Origin of the sequence: Kitasatospora sp. McL0602, assembly GCF_052076145.1 — a bacterium.
Lineage (GTDB): Bacteria > Actinomycetota > Actinomycetes > Streptomycetales > Streptomycetaceae > Kitasatospora.
In genome coordinates this window covers 334,597-357,015 of record NZ_CP197246.1, presented here as the reverse complement: position 1 = coordinate 357,015, position 22,419 = coordinate 334,597, and the positions used below count along the sequence as shown (strand labels likewise).

At 71.4% G+C, this 22,419-nt stretch carries 16 protein-coding genes; 7 read left to right on the top strand and 9 right to left on the bottom strand.

The window, feature by feature from the left end; translation table 11 throughout:
• Positions 1-524 precede the first annotated feature (524 nt).
• A complete protein-coding gene (locus tag ACR68M_RS01705) occupies positions 525-995 on the top strand; it encodes a hypothetical protein (protein ID WP_441248569.1) in 471 nt (156 codons plus the stop codon).
• Positions 996-1,135: 140 nt separating this feature from the next.
• Here ACR68M_RS01705 and ACR68M_RS01700 read toward each other — a convergent pair whose 3' ends face one another.
• Positions 1,136-1,777 carry a TetR/AcrR family transcriptional regulator gene (locus tag ACR68M_RS01700; protein WP_441248568.1) on the bottom strand — a complete coding sequence of 214 codons (642 nt, stop codon included), beginning with the start codon at positions 1,775-1,777 and terminating at the stop codon, positions 1,136-1,138.
• A gap of 198 nt (positions 1,778-1,975) precedes the next feature.
• Between ACR68M_RS01700 and ACR68M_RS01695 the strand changes: the two genes are divergently transcribed.
• The 3 genes from ACR68M_RS01695 (at position 1,976) to ACR68M_RS01685 (ending at position 4,294) form a co-directional block, all read left to right on the top strand.
• On the top strand, positions 1,976-3,217 hold the full coding sequence (locus tag ACR68M_RS01695; protein ID WP_441248567.1) for an agmatine deiminase family protein: 1,242 nt from the start codon (positions 1,976-1,978) through the stop codon (positions 3,215-3,217).
• 126 nt (positions 3,218-3,343) lie between these two features.
• A complete protein-coding gene (locus tag ACR68M_RS01690; RefSeq protein ID WP_441248566.1) occupies positions 3,344-3,715 on the top strand; it encodes a hypothetical protein in 372 nt (123 codons plus the stop codon).
• 84 nt (positions 3,716-3,799) lie between these two features.
• Positions 3,800-4,294, top strand: coding sequence for a hypothetical protein (locus ACR68M_RS01685; protein ID WP_441248565.1), 495 nt, complete (start codon positions 3,800-3,802; stop codon positions 4,292-4,294).
• A gap of 44 nt (positions 4,295-4,338) precedes the next feature.
• Here the strand turns inward: ACR68M_RS01685 and ACR68M_RS01680 are convergent, their stop codons facing one another.
• Both ACR68M_RS01680 and ACR68M_RS01675 read right to left on the bottom strand, forming a co-directional pair.
• A complete protein-coding gene (locus ACR68M_RS01680) occupies positions 4,339-4,860 on the bottom strand; it encodes a hypothetical protein (protein WP_441248564.1) in 522 nt (173 codons plus the stop codon).
• Between the two features lie 447 nt (positions 4,861-5,307).
• Positions 5,308-6,936 (bottom strand): COG4705 family protein, encoded by a 1,629-nt coding sequence (locus ACR68M_RS01675; protein ID WP_441248563.1) that lies wholly within the window; start codon positions 6,934-6,936, stop codon positions 5,308-5,310.
• An 83-nt stretch (positions 6,937-7,019) separates the two neighbouring features.
• On the opposite strand from ACR68M_RS01675, the gene ACR68M_RS01670 reads away from it, so the two are divergent.
• Positions 7,020-7,688 (top strand): response regulator transcription factor, encoded by a 669-nt coding sequence (locus ACR68M_RS01670; RefSeq protein ID WP_441248562.1) that lies wholly within the window; start codon positions 7,020-7,022, stop codon positions 7,686-7,688.
• Between the two features lie 7 nt (positions 7,689-7,695).
• Complete coding sequence (locus ACR68M_RS01665; protein WP_441248561.1) at positions 7,696-9,039, top strand: sensor histidine kinase; 1,344 nt, start codon at positions 7,696-7,698, stop codon at positions 9,037-9,039.
• Between the two features lie 168 nt (positions 9,040-9,207).
• Here ACR68M_RS01665 and ACR68M_RS01660 read toward each other — a convergent pair whose 3' ends face one another.
• Positions 9,208-11,652 (bottom strand): ricin-type beta-trefoil lectin domain protein, encoded by a 2,445-nt coding sequence (locus tag ACR68M_RS01660; protein WP_441248560.1) that lies wholly within the window; start codon positions 11,650-11,652, stop codon positions 9,208-9,210.
• A 384-nt stretch (positions 11,653-12,036) separates the two neighbouring features.
• Between ACR68M_RS01660 and ACR68M_RS01655 the strand changes: the two genes are divergently transcribed.
• Positions 12,037-14,364: an RICIN domain-containing protein gene (locus ACR68M_RS01655; protein ID WP_441248559.1), complete on the top strand. Its 2,328-nt coding sequence runs from the start codon at positions 12,037-12,039 to the stop codon at positions 14,362-14,364.
• 82 nt (positions 14,365-14,446) lie between these two features.
• Here the strand turns inward: ACR68M_RS01655 and ACR68M_RS01650 are convergent, their stop codons facing one another.
• The 5 genes from ACR68M_RS01650 to ACR68M_RS01630 form a co-directional block, all read right to left on the bottom strand.
• Entirely contained in the window at positions 14,447-17,314 is a 2,868-nt protein-coding gene (locus ACR68M_RS01650; RefSeq protein ID WP_441248558.1) for an ATP-binding protein, read from the bottom strand.
• Between the two features lie 72 nt (positions 17,315-17,386).
• Entirely contained in the window at positions 17,387-18,412 is a 1,026-nt protein-coding gene (locus ACR68M_RS01645) for a 6-phosphofructokinase (RefSeq protein WP_441248557.1), read from the bottom strand.
• Positions 18,413-18,711: 299 nt separating this feature from the next.
• Positions 18,712-19,440, bottom strand: a complete 729-nt coding sequence (locus ACR68M_RS01640; protein WP_441251803.1) for a type 1 glutamine amidotransferase — start codon at positions 19,438-19,440, stop codon at positions 18,712-18,714.
• 119 nt (positions 19,441-19,559) lie between these two features.
• Positions 19,560-20,822 carry a MurT ligase domain-containing protein gene (locus tag ACR68M_RS01635; protein WP_441248556.1) on the bottom strand — a complete coding sequence of 421 codons (1,263 nt, stop codon included), beginning with the start codon at positions 20,820-20,822 and terminating at the stop codon, positions 19,560-19,562.
• A gap of 165 nt (positions 20,823-20,987) precedes the next feature.
• Positions 20,988-22,382, bottom strand: coding sequence for a GNAT family N-acetyltransferase (locus ACR68M_RS01630; RefSeq protein ID WP_441248555.1), 1,395 nt, complete (start codon positions 22,380-22,382; stop codon positions 20,988-20,990).
• Positions 22,383-22,419 lie beyond the last annotated feature (37 nt).

Sequence of the window (22,419 nt, the reverse complement as noted above, 5' to 3'; positions counted from 1 at the left end):
GGTCCGGCTGGCCGGCCGGGGGTGGGGTCGCGTCAGTACGCACCACCGGGGCGGCGTGGGCCGCCCCCATCGTCGTCGAAACCAGTGAGGCCGTCATCGCGAGCACGACCGCAGTTGCGGCCGTACGCGAAGCAGCCCGTATTCGACTCGTTCGTTGAGAGAACACAGTCCGCCCTCTGTGAGCCCCGCCCAGGGCGCCGTGCACTCGCGCAGGACAGAGCGCACCCACGGCCGAATCAGCCGTGCGTGCGGGCCCGTTGGAGTCTCGCCGCCCGTACGGAGACACCCGATATAGATCATGAAGCGAGCGAAAGCTACAGCATCCGGTCATCAGCGGGCAATGGTCCGCCCAAACCCTGCTATTCGGTTCCCCTGCAGCTCACAGGCAGCCTGACGGACAGTCATCAGCGTTCCGGACGCTCCCCGGCGGCCCGGAATTGACCGCCGGTTGACCGATCGCGCGGACTGTGATCAACTGCGCCGACTCATCGCTTGTCATGGCTGGAATAACGGGGAGCAACTCCATGGTGAACGTACGGACCCAGGGCCGCGGCATGTCCGCATTCGCACTCGCGGCGGCCGTTCTGCTGGGCGCCGTGGGCTGCTCCTCCACCGCTTCGAATTCCGCCGAAAAGGCCACCGCGGCCGCAGTCTCCACCACCGCCCCCGCCGGGGCGCAGCCCACCGCGCTGGGCGCGGGCGGCCCGTGCCGGGCGACCATGAACCACATCACCGATGCGGGCAAGAAGATCACCGCCGACGCCAAGGACAAGGCGAAGGCGACGGCGGACCTCCAGCAGATCTCCGGCCAGTTCACGGCCGACGCCGAGCAGATCAAGAACCCCGAGGCGAAGGCCGCCGCCAAGCAACTCGGCGCCGTCTACCAGAAGCTGGCCGACAGCGCGAAGAACAACCAGAGCCCCGACATGAAGACCCTGCCGGGCGAGGTCCAGAGCGCTGTCACGGCGCTCAGCAAGTGCTCCGCCGCCGAGTAGCCCCGGTGCCGGGGGGCGAGAGCCGGACCTGACGCCTCTGCCCCCTCCGTGGCTCCCGGCTCGTTCGGGGCCTGGCCTGCCTGCACCCTGGCCTGTCTGTGCCCCGGTCCGCCTGTGCCGGTCCGCCTGTGCCGGTCCGCCTACGCCGCGGCCGCGAGCCCGCGGACGAGGGTGCGCAGGACCGCCTCCGCGTCGATGTTCGCGTCGAGGGACTGGATCGCGGCCAGCCCGTCGGCGGCGGCGGCCAGGGCTTCGCCGAGCGGCGTGGGGTCGAGGCCGTTGCCGCGTTCGTCCGCCAGTGCCCGGAACAGCGTGACGAAGCAGGCCCGCCAGCGCCGGTACTCGCCTTCCAGGCTCTCCCGCACGCGATCGTCGTTGAGGGCGAACCAGTGCATGGCGGAGTGGATGCGCGCCAGGTCGGTCGCCTCCGGCATGGTCAGCAGCCCGATCACGCGCTCGGCGCGCTCGGCGAAGGGCCCGGCCGTGCCGGCAGCCTCCTCCAGCGGGGTGATCCACTCCGGCCGGATGTCCTCGACCACCGCCACGATCAGGTCGGTCCGGTTCTGGAAGTGGTAGTGGCACATCCCATGGGTCACGCCGGCGAGCGCGGATACGTTACGCGTGGTGAACGGGCCGAGTTCGCCCTCCCCGGCCAGTAGCGTCCGTGCGGCGGCGATCAGTCGCAGGCGCGTCTGCTCGCCCTTCGCGGAGGCGCGCGACCTGACGGGCGGGGTCTCCGTCCGGGGGTCGACGAGTCGTTCTTCCTTCGCGTGCGTAGCCACGCGCCAACTCTAGTCAGTCGGTGCCCGAGCGCGGGTGATCTTTCCGATGAGATCCGTAGGGCGCTGTCCCACCCCCTGAATCTGACGATCCGTCAGATGGGGATGAAGGCGCGCAAAGTATTGACCGAGCGCTTGGTCAGTTATAGCGTCCAGCCCAATCGGTGGACTGTCCACCGAAGGCGCCTCGGAGGTCGAAAGATGAACGATCAGACTGACCGGCAGGTCCCGTCCGGCAGAGCCCACGCGCGACCGATCGACCGCCGGAGCCTGCTGGCGATAGCCGGGGCGACGACGGTGGGCGTCGTCTGGGCGGCGAACAGTGGCACGTCCCAGGTCGCGCACGCCGACGTGACCCCCGGTTGCAGCCCCAGCCCGACGCCCAGCCCGACCGCCACCGGCGGCACCGGGACGTACGCCGTCCCGATCGACACCGTCCAGCACACCCGCACCTGGATGGCCTGGCCCGACAGCACCGCGATCTGGGGCGGCGGCGGCCGCGGCGCGGTCTCCCTCTCGGCGATCCAGGCCAACATCGCGCTGATCGCCAACACGATCGCGAAGTACGAGCCCGTGATCATGTGCGCGAACTCCGCCAGCGTCTCGAAGGCGAAGTCCCTCTGCACCAACCCGAACGTGACCGTGATCGGGACCATCCCCGTGGACGACTGCTGGATGCGCGACTCCGGCCCGGTCTTCCGCACCAACGGGGCCGGCGGGCTCGACGCGATCGGCCTGAACTTCAACGGCTGGGGCAAGCGCCAGACCTCCACCAAGGACAGCCAGGTCGCCGCCAAGGTCGCCGCCTACGTCGGAGTGCCCTTCACCGCGGCCGGGCTCACCAGCGAGGGTGGCGCGATCGAGACCGACGGCGTCGGCACGCTGATGGCCACCAGGAGCAGCATCCTCGACACCAACCGCAACGGCGCCATGACGGAGGCCCAGGCCACCGCCGCGATGTGCGCGGCCTACGGCGCCTCGAAGGTGATCTGGTTCAACGGGTACGTCGACTCCGGCGACATCACCCGCGACCACGTCGACGCCACCTCGCGCTTCCTCGCGGAGGGGAAGGGGCTCGTCCAGCAGCCGAACGCGAACGACGCGCACGACGGCTGGTACAACGACGAGATCAGCCAGTACACCGTCCTGTCGGGTGCGGTCGACGCGAAGGGGACCGCGATGCAGGTCTCCAAGATCGGCGGCCCCGACTACAACGTGATCCGGTCGACCAACGCCAACTTCGTCGGCTCCTACGCCAACTACTACGTCTGCAACGGCGCCGTGATCTCCGCCCAGTTCGGTGACTCCCGGGCCGACGCCGCCGCCAAGGCGGTGCTGGCCGGCCTCTTCCCGGGCCGGGTGATCGAGCAGCTCAACATCGACGCCGTCGGTGGCGGCGGTGGCGGCATCCACTGCGTCACCCAGCCGGAGCCCAAGCCGTAGGCCAAGCCGTAGCCCAATCCGTAGGCCCCGCCCGACACCCCTGCGGGCCGGTGACACCCCAACTGTCACCGGCCCGCGCTGGTCGCCCCTGTCGGGCACTGCCGTCCGCGTGGCACACTCCCGCCCATGAACACGCGTACTAGGGAATCCGCAGTTCCGGTCGCCGATGTCCTGCGGGTCCTGGCCGAGTTGGTCGCCTGGGTGGCCGCGCCCTGGGCGCTGTGGCGGTACTCGCCCCTGCTGGCGGTGCTCTCGCTGGTGCTGCTGATCGGGCTGCCTGCAGTGATCGGCACGCCGGGGGACAGCAAGAAGGTGGTGGCACCGGTCGCCGTCCCCGGCTGGGGCACCATCGGGCTGGTGCTGATGGAGCTGGCCGCAGCGGTCGCGGCATCCTGGGCCGTCTGGCCGAAGCCGGTCGCCGTGCTGGTCACCCTGCTCGCGCTGGCCTGCACGGTCACCGAGCAGCCACGCTGGCGCCAACTGTCGACGCTCTCCTGAACACCGGCTTCCCAGGCCGCGTCGCGGGGCAGTTCTGCTAAGTTCAACTGTCTGTGGCTGTACCGGATTTGATGGGGGCGATCCGTGGCGGAGGAGTCAGGCCGTGAGGACAAGAAGCTATGGCTGGCGGGGGTGGGCACGGCCCTCACGCTCGCCGCGTTCTTCGGTATCCACAACTTCTCGGACCTGAAGGCGAAACTGAGCGGTACGGGTGGTGCCGGTGCCACTCAGTCCGCCGCTCCGGTGCCCAAACCTGCCCAATCCACCCCGTGCCTGGGCCTGTGGTGCGGCCAGGTGCACTTCCTCACCTCGGGGATCCAGTTCAACGGATCGTGTCAGTCCACCGGGTGCCCGGTCTCCGGGACCTTCGCGAACAGGGGGACGGTGGCCGGCCAGGCATCGGTGACCTTCACCATCCAGTCCGGGGACTCGTCAGGCCCTCGGGTCGGAGCCTGCACGTCCCCCATCCCCTTCGCCGCCAAGAACGGGGTGGTGACCGCCTCGTGCACCATCTACCCCTCGCAGACCCTCACCGGGAACATCCACCTGACGGCGGAGATCAACAATCCGTTCGGCTGAGAAGGCGTCAGACCCTCGCGGCCGCCCCACGCCACTGTGCTTCGTCAGTGGTCAACCGGCGCCTGGATTTTGTACACATCGCCGACCTGCAGATTGGCCGGCGTCCGGTACTCGCCGCAGGTGCCGATGACGGAGACGGCGACCTGGGAATCGGGCTGCCAGAACTTCCGGAAGTACGGTGCGTTCGCCGGGCTCTCCGGAACCTCCAGTAGGGGGACGCCGCGACGCCCCAGCAGTCGCTGCAGCTTCCCGAACCGAAGCCTGGGGGCGAACCGCCCGTAGTGGGCGCGGAGCGTCGCGTCGGCGGTCGTGCGGTCCTGGTGCGCGAGCCTGTGCACCTGCAAGGAGAAGTGATGGCCCGACCAGGGGTGGTCGGCGTGGGCACGGTCCCAGTAGAACTCGGTCAGCCCGTAGCCACGGACCATGGAGTGGTCGTCGAAGACGTGTTCAGCGAAGTCCGACCCGAGGACCTCGGTGACGCGGTCGGGAGAGTCCGTCGGGCGTACGCCGAGCACGGTGCCGGTGGTGACGACGTCCACGTAGAACGCGAGAGAGTACGGGGTCAACTGCTGTTCCTCGATGCGGTTCGGTCGAAGGCGATGGGCGCGGGCCTGGTCTGCGCGTACACCGCCAGGGCATCTGCTCGCCCGGAACCGAGTCTGCCGCATCGGCCCGGGACCGGTGACGCGGGGCCTTGATGCGGTCAGGCAGTGCTTGCGGAGCTGGGAAGCCGCCGTGCAGGCGTGACTTGGCTTCATCTGGCGAGTGACCGGACAGCATCTGGGTGCCGACGGCGTGTGCACCCGTGAACTCCCGGTCATCACCCTCAACGCCGGAGTACCGCTGCAACTGCGCGTCGGCGGAAACGTGCGGCGGTGCATCCACCCAGGTGTGGCGTTGCCCTGGAGACTCCGATCTCGGCCGCTATGTGGGCCACGGTGAAGGGCGGACCGGACTGTCCGGGCCGCCCTTCGCCGTGTCCGGTCAGGCGTCAGCGCGCCGCCCGAGGCCGCTCAGCCGAGGGAGGTGAGGAGGGTGTCGAGCGCCTTGACCTCGGTGGCCTTGTTCGGCTTCGGTGCGCGCAGTGCCTTCAGGACCTGGTCGATTTCGCCGTCGAGGAAGGTCCAGGCCTGCTGGTTCTTGGGCTGCAGGGTGGGCTGGTCGTCGTCCCAGGTCTTTTCGAGGTCGGTGATCCGGGTGGTCGCGGCTGCCTGGTTGCCGGCGTTCAGCTTGGCCAGGGTGTCGGCGGTGATGGTACGGAGCTTCGCGATCTCGGCCGGAGGGAACGACGACGTCGCCTGCCCCGAAGCGGGAGGAGCGGACGCGGGTGCGGGGGTGTCGGCCGCGCCGGCCGCAGGCGCGCTGGCGGGTGACTGCTGGGGCGTCGAACTGAGCGAGGCGAGAAGGGTGTTGAGAACGTCGGCCTCGGTGGCCTTGTTCGGCTTCGGTGCGCGCAGTGCCTTCAGGACCTGGTCGATTTCGCCGTCGAGGAAGGTCCAGGCCTGCTGGTTCTTGGGCTGCAGGGTGGGCTGGTCGTCGTCCCAGGTCTTTTCGAGGTCGGTGATCCGGGTGGTCGCGGCTGCCTGGTCGCCGGCGTTCAGCTTGGCCAGGGTGTCGGCGGTGATGGTACGGAGCTTCGCGACCTCGGCCGGAGGGTACGAGGACGTCGCCTGCTCCGGGGTGAGCGGGGCGGATGCGGGCCCCTGGGCGTCACCCTCCTCGCTCGCCACTGCGGCGTGCGGCTGCTGGTGCGCCCAGACGAGAAGCGCCACGGTCGCGACCGCCACGACGGCGTAGTAGCCGAGCATGATCTTCTCGCGCGCCGGATCCGCGGCCCGCACGGTCCGGGCCGGGCTGCGGCCCTCGATGACGTCGCTGCGGCTACGGGAGAGGTACAGGACCGTCGCGAGGATCGCGGCCAGGAAGACCACACTGGTCACCGCGGTCCCCAGACCCAGGCCGCCGTCACCGCTGGGTGAAGCGAGCCAGTCCCCGAGGTTGGCGCCGAGCGGGCGGGTGAGGATGTAGGCCAGCCAGAAGGACAGCACCACGCCCGCGCCGAAGCGCCACGCGAACACGATGGCCGCGATCAACCCGAGCGGAAGGAGCACGGAGATGCCCGGGGGCCAGCCCGTGAGCTCCAGGGTCCAGTCGCCGGTCGCGGTGCCGAGGGCGAAGGTCACCAGGACCGCGAGCCAGTAGAAGAGCTCCCGGGGGCGGGTGACGATGCTGTGGATCGACAGGGTCCGCTCGCGGGCGTACCAGATCCCGAAGACGACGGCGAGGACGACAGCGAACACGCTGCTGCTCACCGCGAGGGGGACGCCCTGGCTGTCGGTGAGGATGTCGGTGTAAAGGGTGCCGGTCACGCTCAGCACCACGACCGTGAGCCAGTACACGAACGGTACGTAGCGCTTGGTGCTGAGCTGCCAGCCCAGGACACCGGCCAGCACGGCGGTGAAGAGCACTGAGGTGGTGATCAGACCGACCCCGAGGGTCATGTTGATCCAGTCGGCGAAACTCTCGCCGACCGTGGTGCAGAGGACCTTGATGGCCCAGAACCAGATCGTGACCTCGGGAACCTTGTTCAGCATCCGTCGGGCGTCGGGCGAGGCCGAGAGCCGTTCCGTGGTGGTAGCCATGGGGGCGAGGCTCGCATCCCGGACCTGAACACAACCTGAGCACCGGTTCGGGGATGTGCCGCAGCCGGGCAATACTGGCCTGCATGACTGCTCACCGCGTGCTGGTCGTCGAGGACGACCACGGACTTCGCGACGTGCTCGCCCGAGGCCTGCGCGAGGAGCACTTCGAGGTGCTCACCGCCGCCGACGGGGCGTCCGCGCTGCGCGCGGTCCACGACCGGGTGGACGCCGTGGTCCTGGACATCGGGCTGCCGGACTCCGACGGACGTGACGTCTGCCACGCCATGCGCGCGGCGGGCTTCGACGCGCCTGTGCTGTTCCTCACCGCCCACGACGGGCTGGCGGACCGACTGTCGGGCTTCTCGGCCGGGGGCGACGACTACCTTGCCAAGCCCTTCCACCTGGTCGAGCTCGCGGCCCGGGTACGCGCCGCCCTGCGCCGCAACGGCCGCGAGCCCGGTGTGGAGGTCGACGGCCTGCGGCTGGACCCGGTCGCGCACGTGCTGGAGTCCACGAGCGGCGAGGCGGTGGCCCTCACCCCGACCGAGTTCCGGCTGTTGGCCTGCCTGCTGTCCGCCCCCGGCGCGGTGGTCCGCAGACGGACGCTGTTGCGCGCAGGGTGGCCCGAGGGCGCCCAGGTCAGCGACAACACCCTCGACCAGTACCTGGTGCGCCTGCGGCGCAAGCTGCGGGAGGCGGGCAGCCCGCGGGGCATCCTGACGGTGCGTGGTGTGGGCTACCGCTTCGCATGAGGACCACATGAAGATCATGAGAGCCCCCGCCACCCTGCGCGGCCGCCTCGCCCTGCTCGCGCTGGTCACCACCGCGATCTGGGTCGCCGTGCTCACCGCCGTCTTCAACGTGGAGCTGGGCGCGCGCCTGCGCCAGCAGGCCGACGACCTGGTGCGGACCCGCACGGCGGCGGTGGCCGCGACCCTGGAGGCCCAACCGGACGGGCGGATCGTCGAGCACGAGCCGGCCGACGACACGGTGCTCGACGTGGGCATCTGGATCTACCAGGGCGCCACGGCGATCCAGCGCCCCAACGCACCGAGCGCGCTCCAGGACCGTGCGGACCGCCTGGCCGGAAACGGAGAGGCCTCCACGGACACGTCGGAGCCGCACGCCTTCCGGCTGTACGCACTGCCGATCAGAGCAGGGGACCGACAAGTGGGCACAGTCGTCGCCTCGGTCGGCCTGGACGCCTACCGATCCACCGCGCGGTCGGCACTGGCCGGCTCGATCGGGCTCGGCGTACTCCTCCTCGGCGGCATCTACCTCGTGACCCGCGGGGTCGTCGGCCGGGCCCTGCAGCCGGTGACCGAAATGAGCACCCAGGCCTCCGAATGGAGCGAGCACGGCACCGCCCAGAGATTCGGAGCCGACAGCCACTTCGCCGAACTCGCCGGGCTCGCCGGCAACCTCGACCAGCTCCTCGACCGGCAAGCGGCGCTGCTGCGCCACGAGCAACAGCTGACGGCCGAGCTCTCTCACGAACTGCGCACCCCGCTGGCCATGATCACCGCCGAGACGGACTGGCTCATCGCCCGCCGCCGGAACCCCGACGACCAGCGCACCTCGCACGGGACCATCGCCGCTGCCGCGGCCCAGATGCAGCGGATCTGCGAGACTCTGCTCTCCGAGGCCCGCACCCGCACCGACCCGGTGCCCGGTCGCTGCGCGGTGGACGACGTGGCCCGAGTACTGGCCGAGCGCAGCTCCGCGGAACACCCCGGGGCCCCACCCGTCACCGTGGTCGGCGACGGCGCGACCGCCGGAGTCTCCGCCCCCCTCATGGAGCGCATCCTCACACCTCTGCTCGACAACGCCCGCCGCTACGCGGTGCGCCGGATCACCGTGGAGTCCGAGCGGCGGCCCGGCGGGGTGCTGGTGGCGGTGGTCGACGACGGCTGCGGTGTTCCCGAGACCGTGGGAGCGGCCGTATTCGAGGCGGGCCGCCGCGCGCACCCGGACGACGGCCACGACGGTGCGGGTCTCGGCCTCCCCCTGGCCCGCCGCCTCGCTCGCGCCGCCGGGGGCGACATCACCCTTGCAGACTCGCCCGACGGCGCGAGGTTCGTGGTGTCACTTCCCACGGGCTGACGGACGGAACAGGGCACTGGCAGTCCCGATCGGCGGCCAGTCTCCGTGCCGGGAGCTGGTGCGGCGTGAGTGCCTGATGCCGTCCGGCACTCACGCCTTGAACCGTCAGCCCACTGCGCTCCCCACCGCCAGGTCGTTGACCAGGGCAGATGGAGAGCTCTCACTGGATTACTGGGGCAGAGTCCAGCGCTGGTTGTTGCTGCCGGTGCAGTCCCAGATGATCAGCTGGGTGCCGTCGGTGGTGCTGGCGGCCGGGTCGTCGAGGCAGCGGCCGGACTGGAGGCCCTTCAGGGTGCCGTCGGCCTGCGGGGTCCACTGCTGGTTGGCGCCGCCGTTGCAGGACCACAGGTCGACGAGGGAGCTGTTCCCGGTCGCCCCGCCCACGACGTCCAGGCACTTGCCGCCGAACAGCAGCCGGCCGTTGTCCCAGGTCCAGGTCTGGGCCTGGTCGGAGCCGTCGCAGCTCCAGACGGCAGCCTTGGCGCCGTCGGTGGCGGCACCGCCGACGGCGTCGAGGCACTTGCCGGTGACACCGGAGGTGACCTGGCCGGTGAAGGAGCCGGTTCCGGTGCCCGGGGTGAGGGCGAAGTTGTCGAACTGCTGGGTCTGGTAGCCCGTCAGGGCCAGGCCGGCCATGCCGGACGTGAAGGAGTGGTCGGTCACCGTGCCGGCGGTCCGGCCGTCGATCACGGCGGTGAGGGTCGAGCCTTGCATGGTCAGGGCGAGACGGTGCCAGGAGTTCAGGCCCGGGGCGGTGACGGTGCCGGTGGCCAGGGTGGTGAAGTTCCAGTTCAGGTCGCTCTTGAGGATCGACCAGGCACCGGTGTCGCTCAGCCGCAGGTGGTATGCGTTGAGCCCGTTGTCGTTGCGGCCCTGCTGGTTGACCCGGCCGAGTACCTCCGTGGCGCCCGGCTGCTCGAACAGGGTGTCGGCGGCGACCGTGTAGTTGACCCAGCTGCTGTCGCCCACGATGGTGTAGGGCGCCTTGTTCGGCTCGTCGGTCCAGTGGATCGGGCCGGCCGGGGCCATCTGGCGCAGGCAGGTGCCGGTGCGGCCGCCGCCGCAACTCGAGGTCTGGAAGGCGCCGTTCATGTCGGAGAAGTACTTCGGCGAGGTGGACGTGGCCGGGGTGTCGAAGGTGTCGGAGTACGGCAGGCCGAGCGGTGCGGGGGCCGGCGAGGTCGCGGAGCCCTTGCCCTGGCCGGTGGTGGTGCTCACCGTGTAGACGTAGCCGGGCTGCAGGGTCAGCGAGTACGAGCCGCCCACCGGGGTGATGTCCTGCTGGTGGACGAAGTAGTCGGCCGGGCTGGTGGAGCGCAGGTTGGTCGCCCACACGTGCACCCGACCGGTCGGCAGACCGCCGGTGACCGTGAAGGTGGCGCTCTGGGCCGCGGTGGCGTCCATGGTCTCGACCACCGTGCTGTAGTCACTGCTGTTCGGCGACTTCAGCGAGACGTAGCTGCCGTTCGCGCGGTTGCCGCCGAGGTAGCCGCTGGCCTGGTCGAGGTACTGCCAGCCGGGCCGGGTGAACTGCGTGGTGTGGGCGGTGACCCAAGTGGTCTGGCCGATCGAGTAGTTGCCCGACCAGGGCTGCGCGGCGAGCGAGAGGCCGTCGGTGGAGAAGTACAGGTTCTGGTACAGGGCGGCGATGACCGGCCAGTTCATGAACGAGGTCATCCGGCCGTCGATGTAGTCGCGGTTGATCGCACGCGCGACCGCCGGGGCACCGGAGTTGTAGTCCTGCGAGCCGCTCTCGCTGGCCCAGATCGGCTTGCCGAGCGCCTGCGCGGCCGGGGTGCTGTTGCAGGTGGTCATCGAGCCGAGGTAGCCGCAGGGGTAGTGCATGCCGACGACGTCGATCGCGGCGTTGAGCTGCGGGTCGGCGGCCATCGCGGAGGCGAGGCCCCAGTCGTAGCTGTCCGCACCGACCACCTTGGTGCCGGCATGTCCGCCCGCGACCAGTGCCGCCTTGAACTTCTTGTACCAGGCGGCGTCGTACTCGCGCTCGTTCCAGCCGCCGATGTAGTCGATCGGCAGGTGGTGCTGCGCGGCGCAGCCGAACCAGCCCACCAGGTAGTCGATCATGTCCTGGGACCAGAAGTACGGCTGCCCGGGGGTGGGGTTGGCGGGGTCGTTCACCCCGATCCAGCCGGGAGCGCCCCAGGCGAGGCCGTAGAGCTTGATAGCGGGGTTGCGGGCCTTGGCCTGCTCGGCCAGCCACCACTCGTAGCCCTGGTTGCAGTCGACGGCGCCCTTGGTGTGCTGGTAGCTGGGTTCGGCGCCGTCGGTGGAGTTGGTGTCGCCACCGATCTCGATCTTCAGGGACTGGAGCGCGGCGCCGTAGCCGGGCTTGAAGAGGTAGTCCAGCAGTTGGCTGCGCTGGGGCTCGGGGTAGTCGATCAGCAGGCGGGAGTTGCCGCCGCCGCCGCTCGCGGCGCCCACGCCGTCGAAGACCCGGCCGGGCCCGCTGCCGTCCACGGTGATCGAGGTGCTCGCCTTGGGGGTGGCGGCGGGGGTGGCGGCGGTGGCGGGGGTGGCGATCGGTCCGGCGGCGAGGGCGCCGAACAGGAGGATTGCGGCGGCCGAGGCCGCCTTCCGGAGAGAGCCGTGCATGGGGGATGCCTTTCCTACGAGGCCAGATCGCTCATAAAGCAACAGATTTGAACGAGACTGAACGGTAGGTGGTGGTGGATCGGCGGTCAATGCGTGCGGCAGGCAACACCCAGTCATTGGAAGGCGATTCCCTAGGTAATGGAGCTCGGAACTGCGTGTTTCGCGCTCTTGACGGCGTGGTGAACTGCCGGTTTCCTGTGAGGCGCCACGTTCAAAGATGATGAGATTTGAGCGACTGTGTTCACCTGCCGGGAGGCCCCAGTGAGACGTCACCCCAGTTCCCTACGCCGTGCGGCCGCGGCCGCGGCGGGCTTCGGACTAGCCCTCGCGGCCCTGGTCCTGCCATCCGCCGCCGCTGCCACTGCCGCTGCCACCTCTCAGACGGTGACGCTCGACGGCGGCTCCGGCGGACGGCTGTACGACGGCATGGGAGCGATCAGCGGTGGCGGTGCCACCTCCCGGCTGCTGGTCGACTACCCCGAACCGCAGCGTTCGCAGGTCCTGGACTACCTCTTCAAGCCCGGCTACGGGGCCAACCTGCAGATCCTCAAGGTGGAGATCGGCGCCGACGCCAACTCCAGCGACGGGCCCGAGCCCAGCCACATGCGCAGCCGTACCGACCTCGACTGCAACCGCGGCTACGAGTGGTGGCTGATGGCGCAGGCCAAGCAGCGCAACCCCGCGATCACGTTCTACGGACTGGAGTGGGCGGGCCCCGGCTGGTTCAACGGCGGCATGTGGTCCCAGGACAACATCACCTACCTCGCCAACTGGCTCGGCTGCGCCCAGGGTCACGGGCTCTCCGTCGGCTACCTCGGCGGCTGGAACGAGATCGGCTACGACAAGGGCTGGTTCGAGAACCTGCGTACCGCCCTGGACGCGAGCGGTCACACGGGCACCAAGCTGGTGGCGGCCGACACCGACGACGTGAACTGGACGGTCGCCACCGACCTCGCCACCGACCAGGCCTTCAACAAGGCCGTCGCCGTGGTGGGCGCGCACGGCGTCTGCTGGCACTCCACCCCGGTGTACACCGGCTGCCCGGGTAACAGCACCGCCCTCGGTCTGAACAAGCCCCTGTGGCAGTCCGAGGACGACAACGACAGCGGTGGCCCCGATCCGTCGGCGCTGGCCCGGAACATGAACCGCGAGTACGTCGACGCGCGGATCACCGCCAACCTCAAGTGGGCGCTGGTCAGTTCCTGGCCCGCCCACCTCCCGTACTACAACGCGGGCCTGATGTCGGCGGACCAGCCGTGGTCCGGTGCCTATTCGGTGGGCCGGGACATCTGGGCCATGGCCCACACGACGCAGTTCGCCCGGCCCGGCTGGCAGTACCTGGACGGCGCGAGCGGCTACCTGACCGGCACCGGTGCCAACGGCGATGCGCACAACGGAAGTTACGTCACGCTCAAGTCCGGACAGGACTACAGCACGGTCATCGAGACCACCGACGCCCAGGCCGCGACCACGCTGAACCTCAAGGTGACCGGCGGCCTGTCCACCGGCACCGCCCACGTCTGGGCGACCAACATGGCCTCGGCCGACCCGAACCAGTGGTTCACGCACACGCAGGACCTCACCCCGCAGCGCGGCGCCTACTCGCTCACCATGCAGCCGGGCTACCTCTACACGGTGACGACCACCACCGGCCAGGCCAAGGGCAGTGCCGCGTCGCCCAGCCGGAGCGCCTTCCCGCTGCCGTACACGGCCGACCTCACCAACGCACGCACCGGCGCGGCCGGTCCGTACTTCCACGACTGGGCCGGCGCGTTCGAGACCGCTCCCTGCCCGGCCGGTGTCGGCACGGCGAACTGCCTGCGCCAGGTCCTCACGACCCCGCCGATCCCTTGGCACACCGACATGGGGTACACCCCGCTGACCCTGTTCGGTGACCCGAACTGGACCAGCTACCAGGCCGCCGTGGACGTGGTGCTGGAACAGGCCGGCTCCGCGGAGCTGCTGGGCCGCCTGGACCACATCGACCACGACCACTCGGCCTACCACTTCCAGATCAGCACCTCCGGTACCTGGATGCTGTTCACGGAGAACTCCTCCGGTGCCGACACCACCCTGGCCACCGGCAGTTACTCCGGCGCGGGTGCGGGCAGCAAGCACAGCTTGCAGCTGGCCATGCAGGGGCCGTCGATCACGGCCTCGATCGACCACGTCCAGGTGGCCTCGGTCACGGACTACAGCCACACCGGTGGGCAGCTGGGTCTGGGCGTCGGCGGATTCCAGAACGCGGACTTCGCCAATCTCACCGTCGCCCCGCTGGCCGGTCCGGCCGTGGGCAGCCTGGTCAACGCCAACAGCAGCATGTGCCTCGACGTCAGCGGTGCCGCCACCACCGACGGCGCCCAGGTCGTCCAGTGGACCTGCGGCTCCGGCCGGCCCAACCAGCAGTGGCAGCTGGTGCCCGTCGCCACCGACACCTACCAGCTGGTGTCGGCCAACAGCGGGAAGTGCCTGGACGTCACCGGAGCCTCCACGAGTACGGGCGCCCAGGTCGTCCAGTGGACCTGCGGCAGCGGCAAGGCCAACCAGCAGTGGCGGATGACCCCCGTGCCCGGCAGCAGCGCCCACCAGTGGGTGTCGGTCAACAGCGGGATGTGCCTGGACGTCACCGGCAACTCGCAGACCGCCGGTACACAGGTCATCCAGTGGACCTGCGGCAGCAACAAGCCCAACCAGCAGTGGTCCACCGCCTGAGGTCTCCACTGAAGGTGCACCGTTGATGCCCGGTGCCGGTCGGAACCTCCGCCCGGCACCGGGCTGTTGCCGTTGCGGTGGCTCAACTGCCTTCAGGGAGCCCCGGGTAGGCGGTTGCCACCTGCTTGCGGGTGGTGTCGAGTTTGCGCAGCACCTTGGCGACGTGGTGCTCCACCGTGCGCGGTGACAGGAACAGGGTCTCGGCGATCCGCTGGTTGGAAGCACCGTCGGCCAGGAGCCCGGCGACCTCGTGCTCACGCGGCGAGAGGCTGCCGCCGTACCCCCGGCGGCCGGGCCCGCGCCGGACCAGACCGAGGCCGTGCAGGGTCTGGGCGCAGCGTGCGGCGTCGGCGGTGGCGCCGAGGTCCGTGAAGAGGGTCAAAGCCTCGGTGAGCGGCCCGGCTGCCGCGTCGGCGCAGTTCGACAGGCGGGCGGATCCTTGCCGTTCCAGGGCGCGGGCGGTCTCGTAGGGCCGCCCGACCTCCCGCCAGCGCTCCGCCGCCCGAGCGAAGTGCCGTGCGGCGGTGGCAGGTTCGGCGTCCTGGTGCAGCAGGCCGTGGACGAGCTCCAGGTCGGCGGCCGCCGCCGGCGCGTCACGTCCGTCCAGCTCGCGCGCGGCCTCGGCGGCCAGCTGCTCGGCCGGCTCGCGTCGGCCGCAGGCCAGGGCCGTCTCCACCGCGGCCGACAGCAGCCCGGCCGCCCGGGGCCACGCCTCGGTGCGCCGGGTGGTCGCGAGTGCCCGTGCGGCCACCGGCCAGGCCCGCAGGGCGTCGCCCCGTGCCAGGTGAGCGGCGGCCAGGCCGGCTGCGGCCCGCAGTTCCAGGCCCACCAGCAGCAGGTCAGCGCTGATCCTGGCCGCCTCGCCGAACAGCTTGAGCGCCCTGGTGTGCTGACCTCGGGCCGTGGCCAGGGTGCCGACCAGCAGGGCCCGTTCGGCGTTGGGTGCGATCGCGGTGGGGAAGGTGTCGACCAGCTGGTCCAGGCGTTCCGCCAGGCCGTCCCACCGCCCGGCGAGGGCATCCAGCCGCAGCTGGGTGCCGCGGGACAGGTACCTCACGATCGGGCTGCCGACCCGTGCGGCGACCTGCTCGGCCTCGGCCGCCAGCACGGCGGCCCGCCGGTCGTGGCCCAGGTAGGTGGCGGTGTCGGCGACGTTCTGCAGAGCGCGTGAGGTCTGCCGGAGCACCTCCCGGTCGTCAGTGTGGCGCGGCAGCCGATCTGTCAACCCCCATACACCAGAGTGAGCCTGACAGGCCATCAGAGTCAGCCGGGTGGCGTGGACCGCTGCCCGCAGCTCCTCGCCCCCGCTGTCGCGGACGGCCTGCTCGGCCCGGTCCAGCCAGGCGCCGGTGTACGCGGGGCCCTCGGCGTCCCGCAGGGCCAGGGCCACCATCGCCCGGACGGCGCGCTCGGGGCGGGTGGCTGCCAGCTCGCCCGCCGCCCGTTCGACCTCGGCGAATCCGGCGGGGTCGGCGTTCTCGTTCAGCATGCCCAGGCCCAGACTGAGCCGGATCTCGCCACGGACCTCCGGCGGCAGTCGGGGGTCGGCCGCCAGCCGGCGCAGCAGCCCGGCATCGCTGCGGAAGTCGAGGCCGGCGGCGGCGATGCCTGCCAGCGCCAGCGCCGCCCGGGAGCGTGCCTCGCCCAGCAGTTCGGGCCGGTCGAGCAACTGCCGCAGCAGCGGCGCGGCCGTACCGCTGTCGCGGACGGCGATCGCCCGGTCGGCGGCCTCCTGCGCGCGCAGCAGCCAACCGGCCCGGTCGCCGGAGGCGAGGGTGTGGTGGGCGATCTGCACCAGCGGCGCCGGGGTACGGCCCTGGAGCAGCTCGGCGGCGCGCCCGTGCAGCCGCGCCCGCGCCGGGCCGGGGATCTGCTGGTGAACCACCTGCTGGGCGAGCACGTGACGGAAGCCGTACTCGCCCGGCTCCGGCTCGCGGAGCAGCCCGGCCCGGAGCAGTTCGGTCAGCGCCTCGGCGCCCTGCTCGGGGCTCAGCCGGGCGAGGGCGGCCAGCAGCGGCTCAGGTGCCGGAGCCGCCAGGACGGCCGCCGCCCGGCCGATCGCGACGGCCTGCGGCGACAGCCCGGCGAAGCGCTCGGTGACCACATCGCGCAGGCCGCGCGGCGCGTCCGCCGCCTGGAGCAGCTCAGCCGCCCGGTCGTGGGTCGCGCCGTGTTCGGCGAGGGTGAGCAGGTCCTCCTCGGCGACCAGCGGCAGGCCCTCGCAGCGCCGGTACACGGCGGCGCCGAGGGCTGCGGTGGCGTGTTCGCCGAGTGCGGCGGCCACCAGCTCCTGCACGTCGGCCGCCAGCAGCGGGCCGAGCTTGATCAGGGCGCCGCCGGTGCCGGGCGGCCGACGGTAGGCGGTGCCCAGGACGCCGCCGTCCGGCGGCAGGTCCTCGGCCCGGTAGGTGAGCACCAGGGCGAGCTGGGGCGGGAGGTCCCGAGCGAGGAGCAGCAGCAGGTCGCGGGTGGCTTCGTCCACCCAGTGCAGGTCCTCCACGACCAGGACGACCGGCCCGAGGGCGGCCAGGAACGACCGCACCGCTTGAAGCAGTTGGAAGCGCTGCCCGGCTCCGTCGCCCGGCGGCGGGGCCGGCGGGAGCCGGTCCGCCAGGTCCGGCAGCAGTGGTGCCAGTGCGCCGGCGGTGGGCGGGAAGGCGAGGGTGTCGGTCAGTTCGGCCTTGCGCAGTGCGTCCACCACCGGCCCGTACGGGAACGGCTCGCGCAGCGGGTGGCAGAGGCCGGTGAGGACCTGTCGGTGCTGTGCACCCAGCACGGCGGAGGCTTCATGGATCAGGCGGGACTTGCCGATTCCGGGCTCGCCCTCGACCAGTACGACCGCTGGCGCCTGTCCCAGCGCGGCCAGCAGCCGCTCGAACTCCCGTCGTCGGCCGACCATCGGAAGTCCGCCGTGGCGGCCCGCCGGTCCGTCCTCTTCGCCCTGAATCACCCGGGCATCGTCCCAGGTCGCTCCGGGCACGGCCGAGCGGGGTGGCCCCGCCCGGCCGCGTGTGGGGAGGTGTCAGATGACGGTCTCGGCCTCGGTGTAGCGCTCGGCGGGGACGGTCTTCAGATCGGCGACCGCCTCGGCCAGCGGCACCAGGTTGATCTGGGTGCCCTGGAGGGCGGTGATGTGGCCGAAGGCGCCCTTGTGGACGGCCTCGACGGCGTGCCAGCCGAAGCGGGTGGCGAGGACGCGGTCGTACGCGGTGGGGGTGCCGCCGCGCTGGGTGTGGCCGAGGATGACCGGCTTGGCCTCCTTGCCGAGGCGGTGCTCCAGCTCGCGGGAGAGCTGGTTGGCGACACCGGTGAAGCGCTCGTGGCCGTAGATGTCCTTGACGCCCTCCTCCCAGTGCATGGTGCCGGGTTCGGGCTTGGCGCCTTCGGCGCAGACCACGATGGCGAACTTCTTGTTCCGGTCGAACCGCTCCCGGACGACCTCGGTGAGCTTGTCGATGTGGAACGGGCGCTCGGGCACCACGATCGCGTGTGCACCGGCGGCCATGCCGGCGTGCAGGGCGATCCAGCCGGTGTGGCGGCCCATCAACTCGACGACCATCACCCGCTGGTGGGACTCGGCGGTGGTCTTCAGCCGGTCCAGCGCCTCGGTCGCCACCGAGACGGCGGTGTCGAAGCCGAAGGTCACGTCGGTGCAGGCGATGTCGTTGTCGATGGTCTTCGGCACGCCGACCACGGGCAGGCCCGCGTCGCTCATCAGCTTGGCGGCCTTGAGGGTGCCCTCGCCGCCGATCGGGATGACCGCGTCGATGCCGAGTTCCTTGCAGTACTGCTTGGCGCGCTCGACGCCGTCCCGCAGGTGGCTCGGCTGCACCCGGGACGAGCCCAGGATGGTGCCGCCCTGAGCGAGGATGCCGCTCACTGAGTCGATGGTGAGGGGGCGGTGAATTCCCTCCAGGAGACCGCGCCAGCCGTCCTGGAACCCGATGATCTCGTCGCCGTGGTCGACCACCCCCCGGTGGACCACGGAACGGATCACGGCGTTCAGGCCGGGGCAGTCACCGCCGCTGGTCAGCACACCAATACGCATTGCTTTGCAACTCCCGTGCAGAACCGGAACGGCCGGACTACCACCTTGGCGTCGACACCTAAAGGCAGGCTCGATTCGGAGCAAATCGCCCGAATCGGGCCGATGGAGCTCAGCATACGGCGACTGCGTCCGGCCGGGCAGGCGCCGACGCGGGAGCGGCGTCGTCGGCGCGCCCGCGCGGAACTGTTCCCCGGACGCCGAGGAGGGTGTGCGTCCGGCTCTCACTCCATTGTCGTACGAATGTGGGTGCTTGGGCACCGGCTGCCCGCCATGCGGTCAGGTCAGCCGGTGGACGGTGACTACGCGGGCTGGCGGGTGGCGGCGATCCGCTCCGCGCGCAGCGCGTCGTACCAGGTGGTGTCGGCGGGCGGCAGGGCGTTCACGTCCAGCGCCAGCTTGATCAGCATGTCGGCGACGGCAGGGTTACGGGCCATCACCGGGCCGTGCAGGTAGGTGCCGAAGACGGTGTCGCGCCAGGCGCCCTCGGTGCCGTCGCCGGTGCCGTTGCCCCGGCCGGTCTGCACCCGGGCCAGCGGCGCGACGCCCTGGCCGAGGTGCGTGACGCCCTGGTGGTTCTCGAAGCCGGTCAGCTGAGGGAGCGCCAGCCGCGGGTCGACCTCGGCGAGCACGTCGCCGACGCAGCGGGCGCCGTCGCCACGGGTGGTCCAGACGTCCAGCAGGCCGAGGCCCGGCTCGCGCTGGCCCAGGTCGTTGATGAACTCGTGGCCCAGGATCTGGTACCCGGCACAGACCGAGAAGATGATCGCACCGTTCTCGGCGGCCCGGACGAGGTTGTTGTCCGCGCGCAGCCGCTCGGCGGCCAGCCGCTGCGGCCGGTCCTCACCGCCGCCGATCAGGTAGATGTCACCACTGGTCGGCACCGCCTGGTCCGAGCGGACGTCGATCCGCTGCACGCCCAGCCCGCGCTGGCGGGCCCGGCGCTCGACGACCAGCGCGTTGCCGCGGTCGCCGTAGGTGCTGAGCAGGTCCGGGTAGACCCACACCAGCCGCAGGCTGCTCTCGCTCATCCTGTTGGGCCTTCCGTACTGCGGCTCGGCGGCGTAGGGGTTCGCGCCGACGTTCGGGCCGGGGGCCCCAGGAGGGTTGCCGGCGGGGTGGGCGGGGGGGAACTCGTTGGGGTACGACATCAGTTCGCCACCGCCTTGCGCAGCTGCTGGAACGCGGTGTAGTTGGCGATCGCCTCGATCCGTCCGGGCGGGGCCATCTGCACGGCCTGCTCCAGCGTGTCGACCACCTGGAACTGCAGCCCGGCGACCTCCAGCCGCACCGCGAGGTCCAGCTTGCGCTGGCCCATCACGTAGACCGGGTGTCCGGAGAGCCGCTCGTAGTCGACGTCCCAGAGCCAGGAGGTGTCGGTGCCGTCGGCGTCCATCGCGTTGACCGAGAGGACGACCGGCGCCGGCGGGCCGTCGATCAGCGAGAAGGTCTCCAGCCAGCCGGCCGGGTTCTTGGCCAGCAGCAGGCGGACGTCGCGGCCGAGGTAGTTGACCACGTCGTAGCGGCCCGCGACGGCCGTGACGGCCTGCATCCGCTGGAGCGCGACCTGCGGGGCGACGCCGAAGACGGCGGCGACGGCGGCCGAGCTGGTGGCGTTCGCCAGGTTGGCACGGCCGGGCAGCTGGAGCTGGATCGGCCAGGCGCCGCGCTGCGGGTCGATCACGTGGGTGCCCTGGAGCGCCCAGTGCGGCTGCGGACGGCGGAAGCCGCAGTCCTGGCAGAACCAGTCGTCGCCCGGACGCTGCATCACACCGCCGCAGGACGGGCAGGACCAGGCGTCCTCCTTCCACGCCTGACCGGCGGCCACCCAGACCACCTTCCGGCAGGAGGAGGCGGCCCACGTCACCAGCGGGTCGTCGGCGTTGGCGATGATCACGGCGTCGGTGTCCTGGAGGCCCTCGCGCCACTTCTCGGCCATCATCCGCGTCTCGGCGGCGCGGTCGAGCTGGTCCCGCGAGAGGTTGAGCAGCGCTATGGCCTTCGGACGGGTGTCGCGGGCGACCCCGGCCAGGTACTTCTCGTCGACCTCGATCACGCCGAACCGGGCGTCCGAGCCGCCCGCGAGCGCGGCGGTGATCCCGGCGGGCATGTTGGCGCCCAGCGCGTTGGAGACCACCGGGCCGGCGGCGCGGAGCGCCTCGGCGATCAGGCGGGTGGTGGTGGTCTTGCCGTTGGTGGCGCTGACCAGCACCACGTCGAGGTGCTCGGCGAGGGTCCGGAGCAGGTCGGGGTCCAGCTTGAGCGCGACCTTGCCGCCGATCACCGAGCCGCTGCCACGGCCAGCCTTCTGCGAGAGGGCGGCGGCCATCCGGCCGGCCGTCACGGCGAGCTTGGCGCGGGCGGGCAGCGAGGCCTCGCGGACCGCCGCGGCTTCCGAATCGGTGCCTGGCATGCTCAGTGGTTCCTCCTTGCTGCGGCGCTACCCGGTGGTCGTACAGCGACTACCCGGGCGGCGGGGACGGGGCCAGCCTACCTACTCCCGTCCCCGCCGCCGTGATCGCACCCCGGGGAGCAGCCGGATCGGGGGCGCGGAAGTCTCCGCGGCCAACCGCTCGGGTCAGTCGGACAGCGTCCCGCGCCCCCACGGGTTGGCCAGTTGGGGGAAGCTCGCCGCCTCGGTGAGGTGGGCGGTGATGACGAGGGTGCCGTCCTCGACCTGGTAGTCCAGGGGGGCGTCGAGCCGCCGCATGGTGGCGATCAGGCCGGTGTTGGAGGCGTGGGTGACGGCGTACACGGAGGGGACTCCGGCCTCCAGGGCGAGGGCGGCCATCCGGCGCAGCAGGTCGAAGCCGAGGCCGCGCCGCTGCCAGTCGTCCTCGACCAGCAGGGCGACCTCCGCGCTGTCGTCGTCCCACATCAGGTGGGCGAGGGCGACGAGGCGGCCGTCGGGGGCCTCGACGGCGAGGGTCTGGCCGTGGCGCGGGTCGAGCAGGTGGTCGAGGTGGCGGTCGGCGTCGCCGACCGGGCCGTGGTAGCGCTTGCGCAGGGCGTCGGGGGAGCAGCGCCGGTGCATGGCGAGGGCGGCGTCCTTGTCGGTGGCGTCGGCGCGGCGGACCGTCAGATCGGCCCCGGCAGCGCGGCTGAGCCGGGCCTCGGTCTTGGGCACGCGCGGTCCGAGCAGCGTGTCCAGCTCGACCAGCGCCTGGGCGCGGGCGAACTCGGTGGGGGTGAACGGCAGGTGCGGCCGGGTGAGCTCGATCAGGTCACCGGAGGGGACGGGCAGCCGCATCACGTGCCCGTCCACCGCCGCCCCGGCGCGGGCCGCGCCGCCCGGGTACTGCCGGATGGTGCAGCGGCCGAAGAGCCGGCGCAGCGCGACGGGCAGCTCGGCGGCGTCCAGGGCCGTCCGGGTGGCGAGCGCCAGGACGTGGGTGGGCTCGTCGACCAGGTCGTGCGCGTCGGCCGGGTCGGTCCAGATGTCCAGCCCCCCGGCGGCCGCGACGGTGCGGGCCAGCTCGGCGCGGGTCAGGACGAGCGGCGTACGGATCAGGAACTCGTCGACCGTGCCGGTGGCCAGCGGGTGGGCCTGGAGGGAGACGATGTTGATCTGCTGCTCGGCGAAGGCCGTGCAGATCCGGGCCAGGCTGCCGGGGGAGTCGGCGACGGTGGTGCGCACGCGCCAGAGCGCCGTCTCCTGGTAGTCGTACAGCGGGCCGGTCACCTCGGCGGGCCCGGGTGGTGCGGTCGGCTCCGGGCCGGGCGGATGGTGCGGGTGCCGGTGTGCCCACCAGGCGTGGAACAGCGCCGTGCCGCCGAGCGCGAACGCCGAGGCGACCAGCAGTACCGGGCCGTCGTGCCCGTGCACCACGACGTTGGCGACGAGGTCGGCGAGGGCGACGGCGAGGAAGACGGCGGCGAGCTCGGAGGCGTCCCGTCGCCAGCGGTGGGTACGGACGCGGCGCCGCTGGGCGCGGGAGGGGGTGGCGGGCTGCGGGGCGGGGAGTTTCTCCATAGGAGCATGGTGTCGCTCCGGTGTTTCACGATCACGA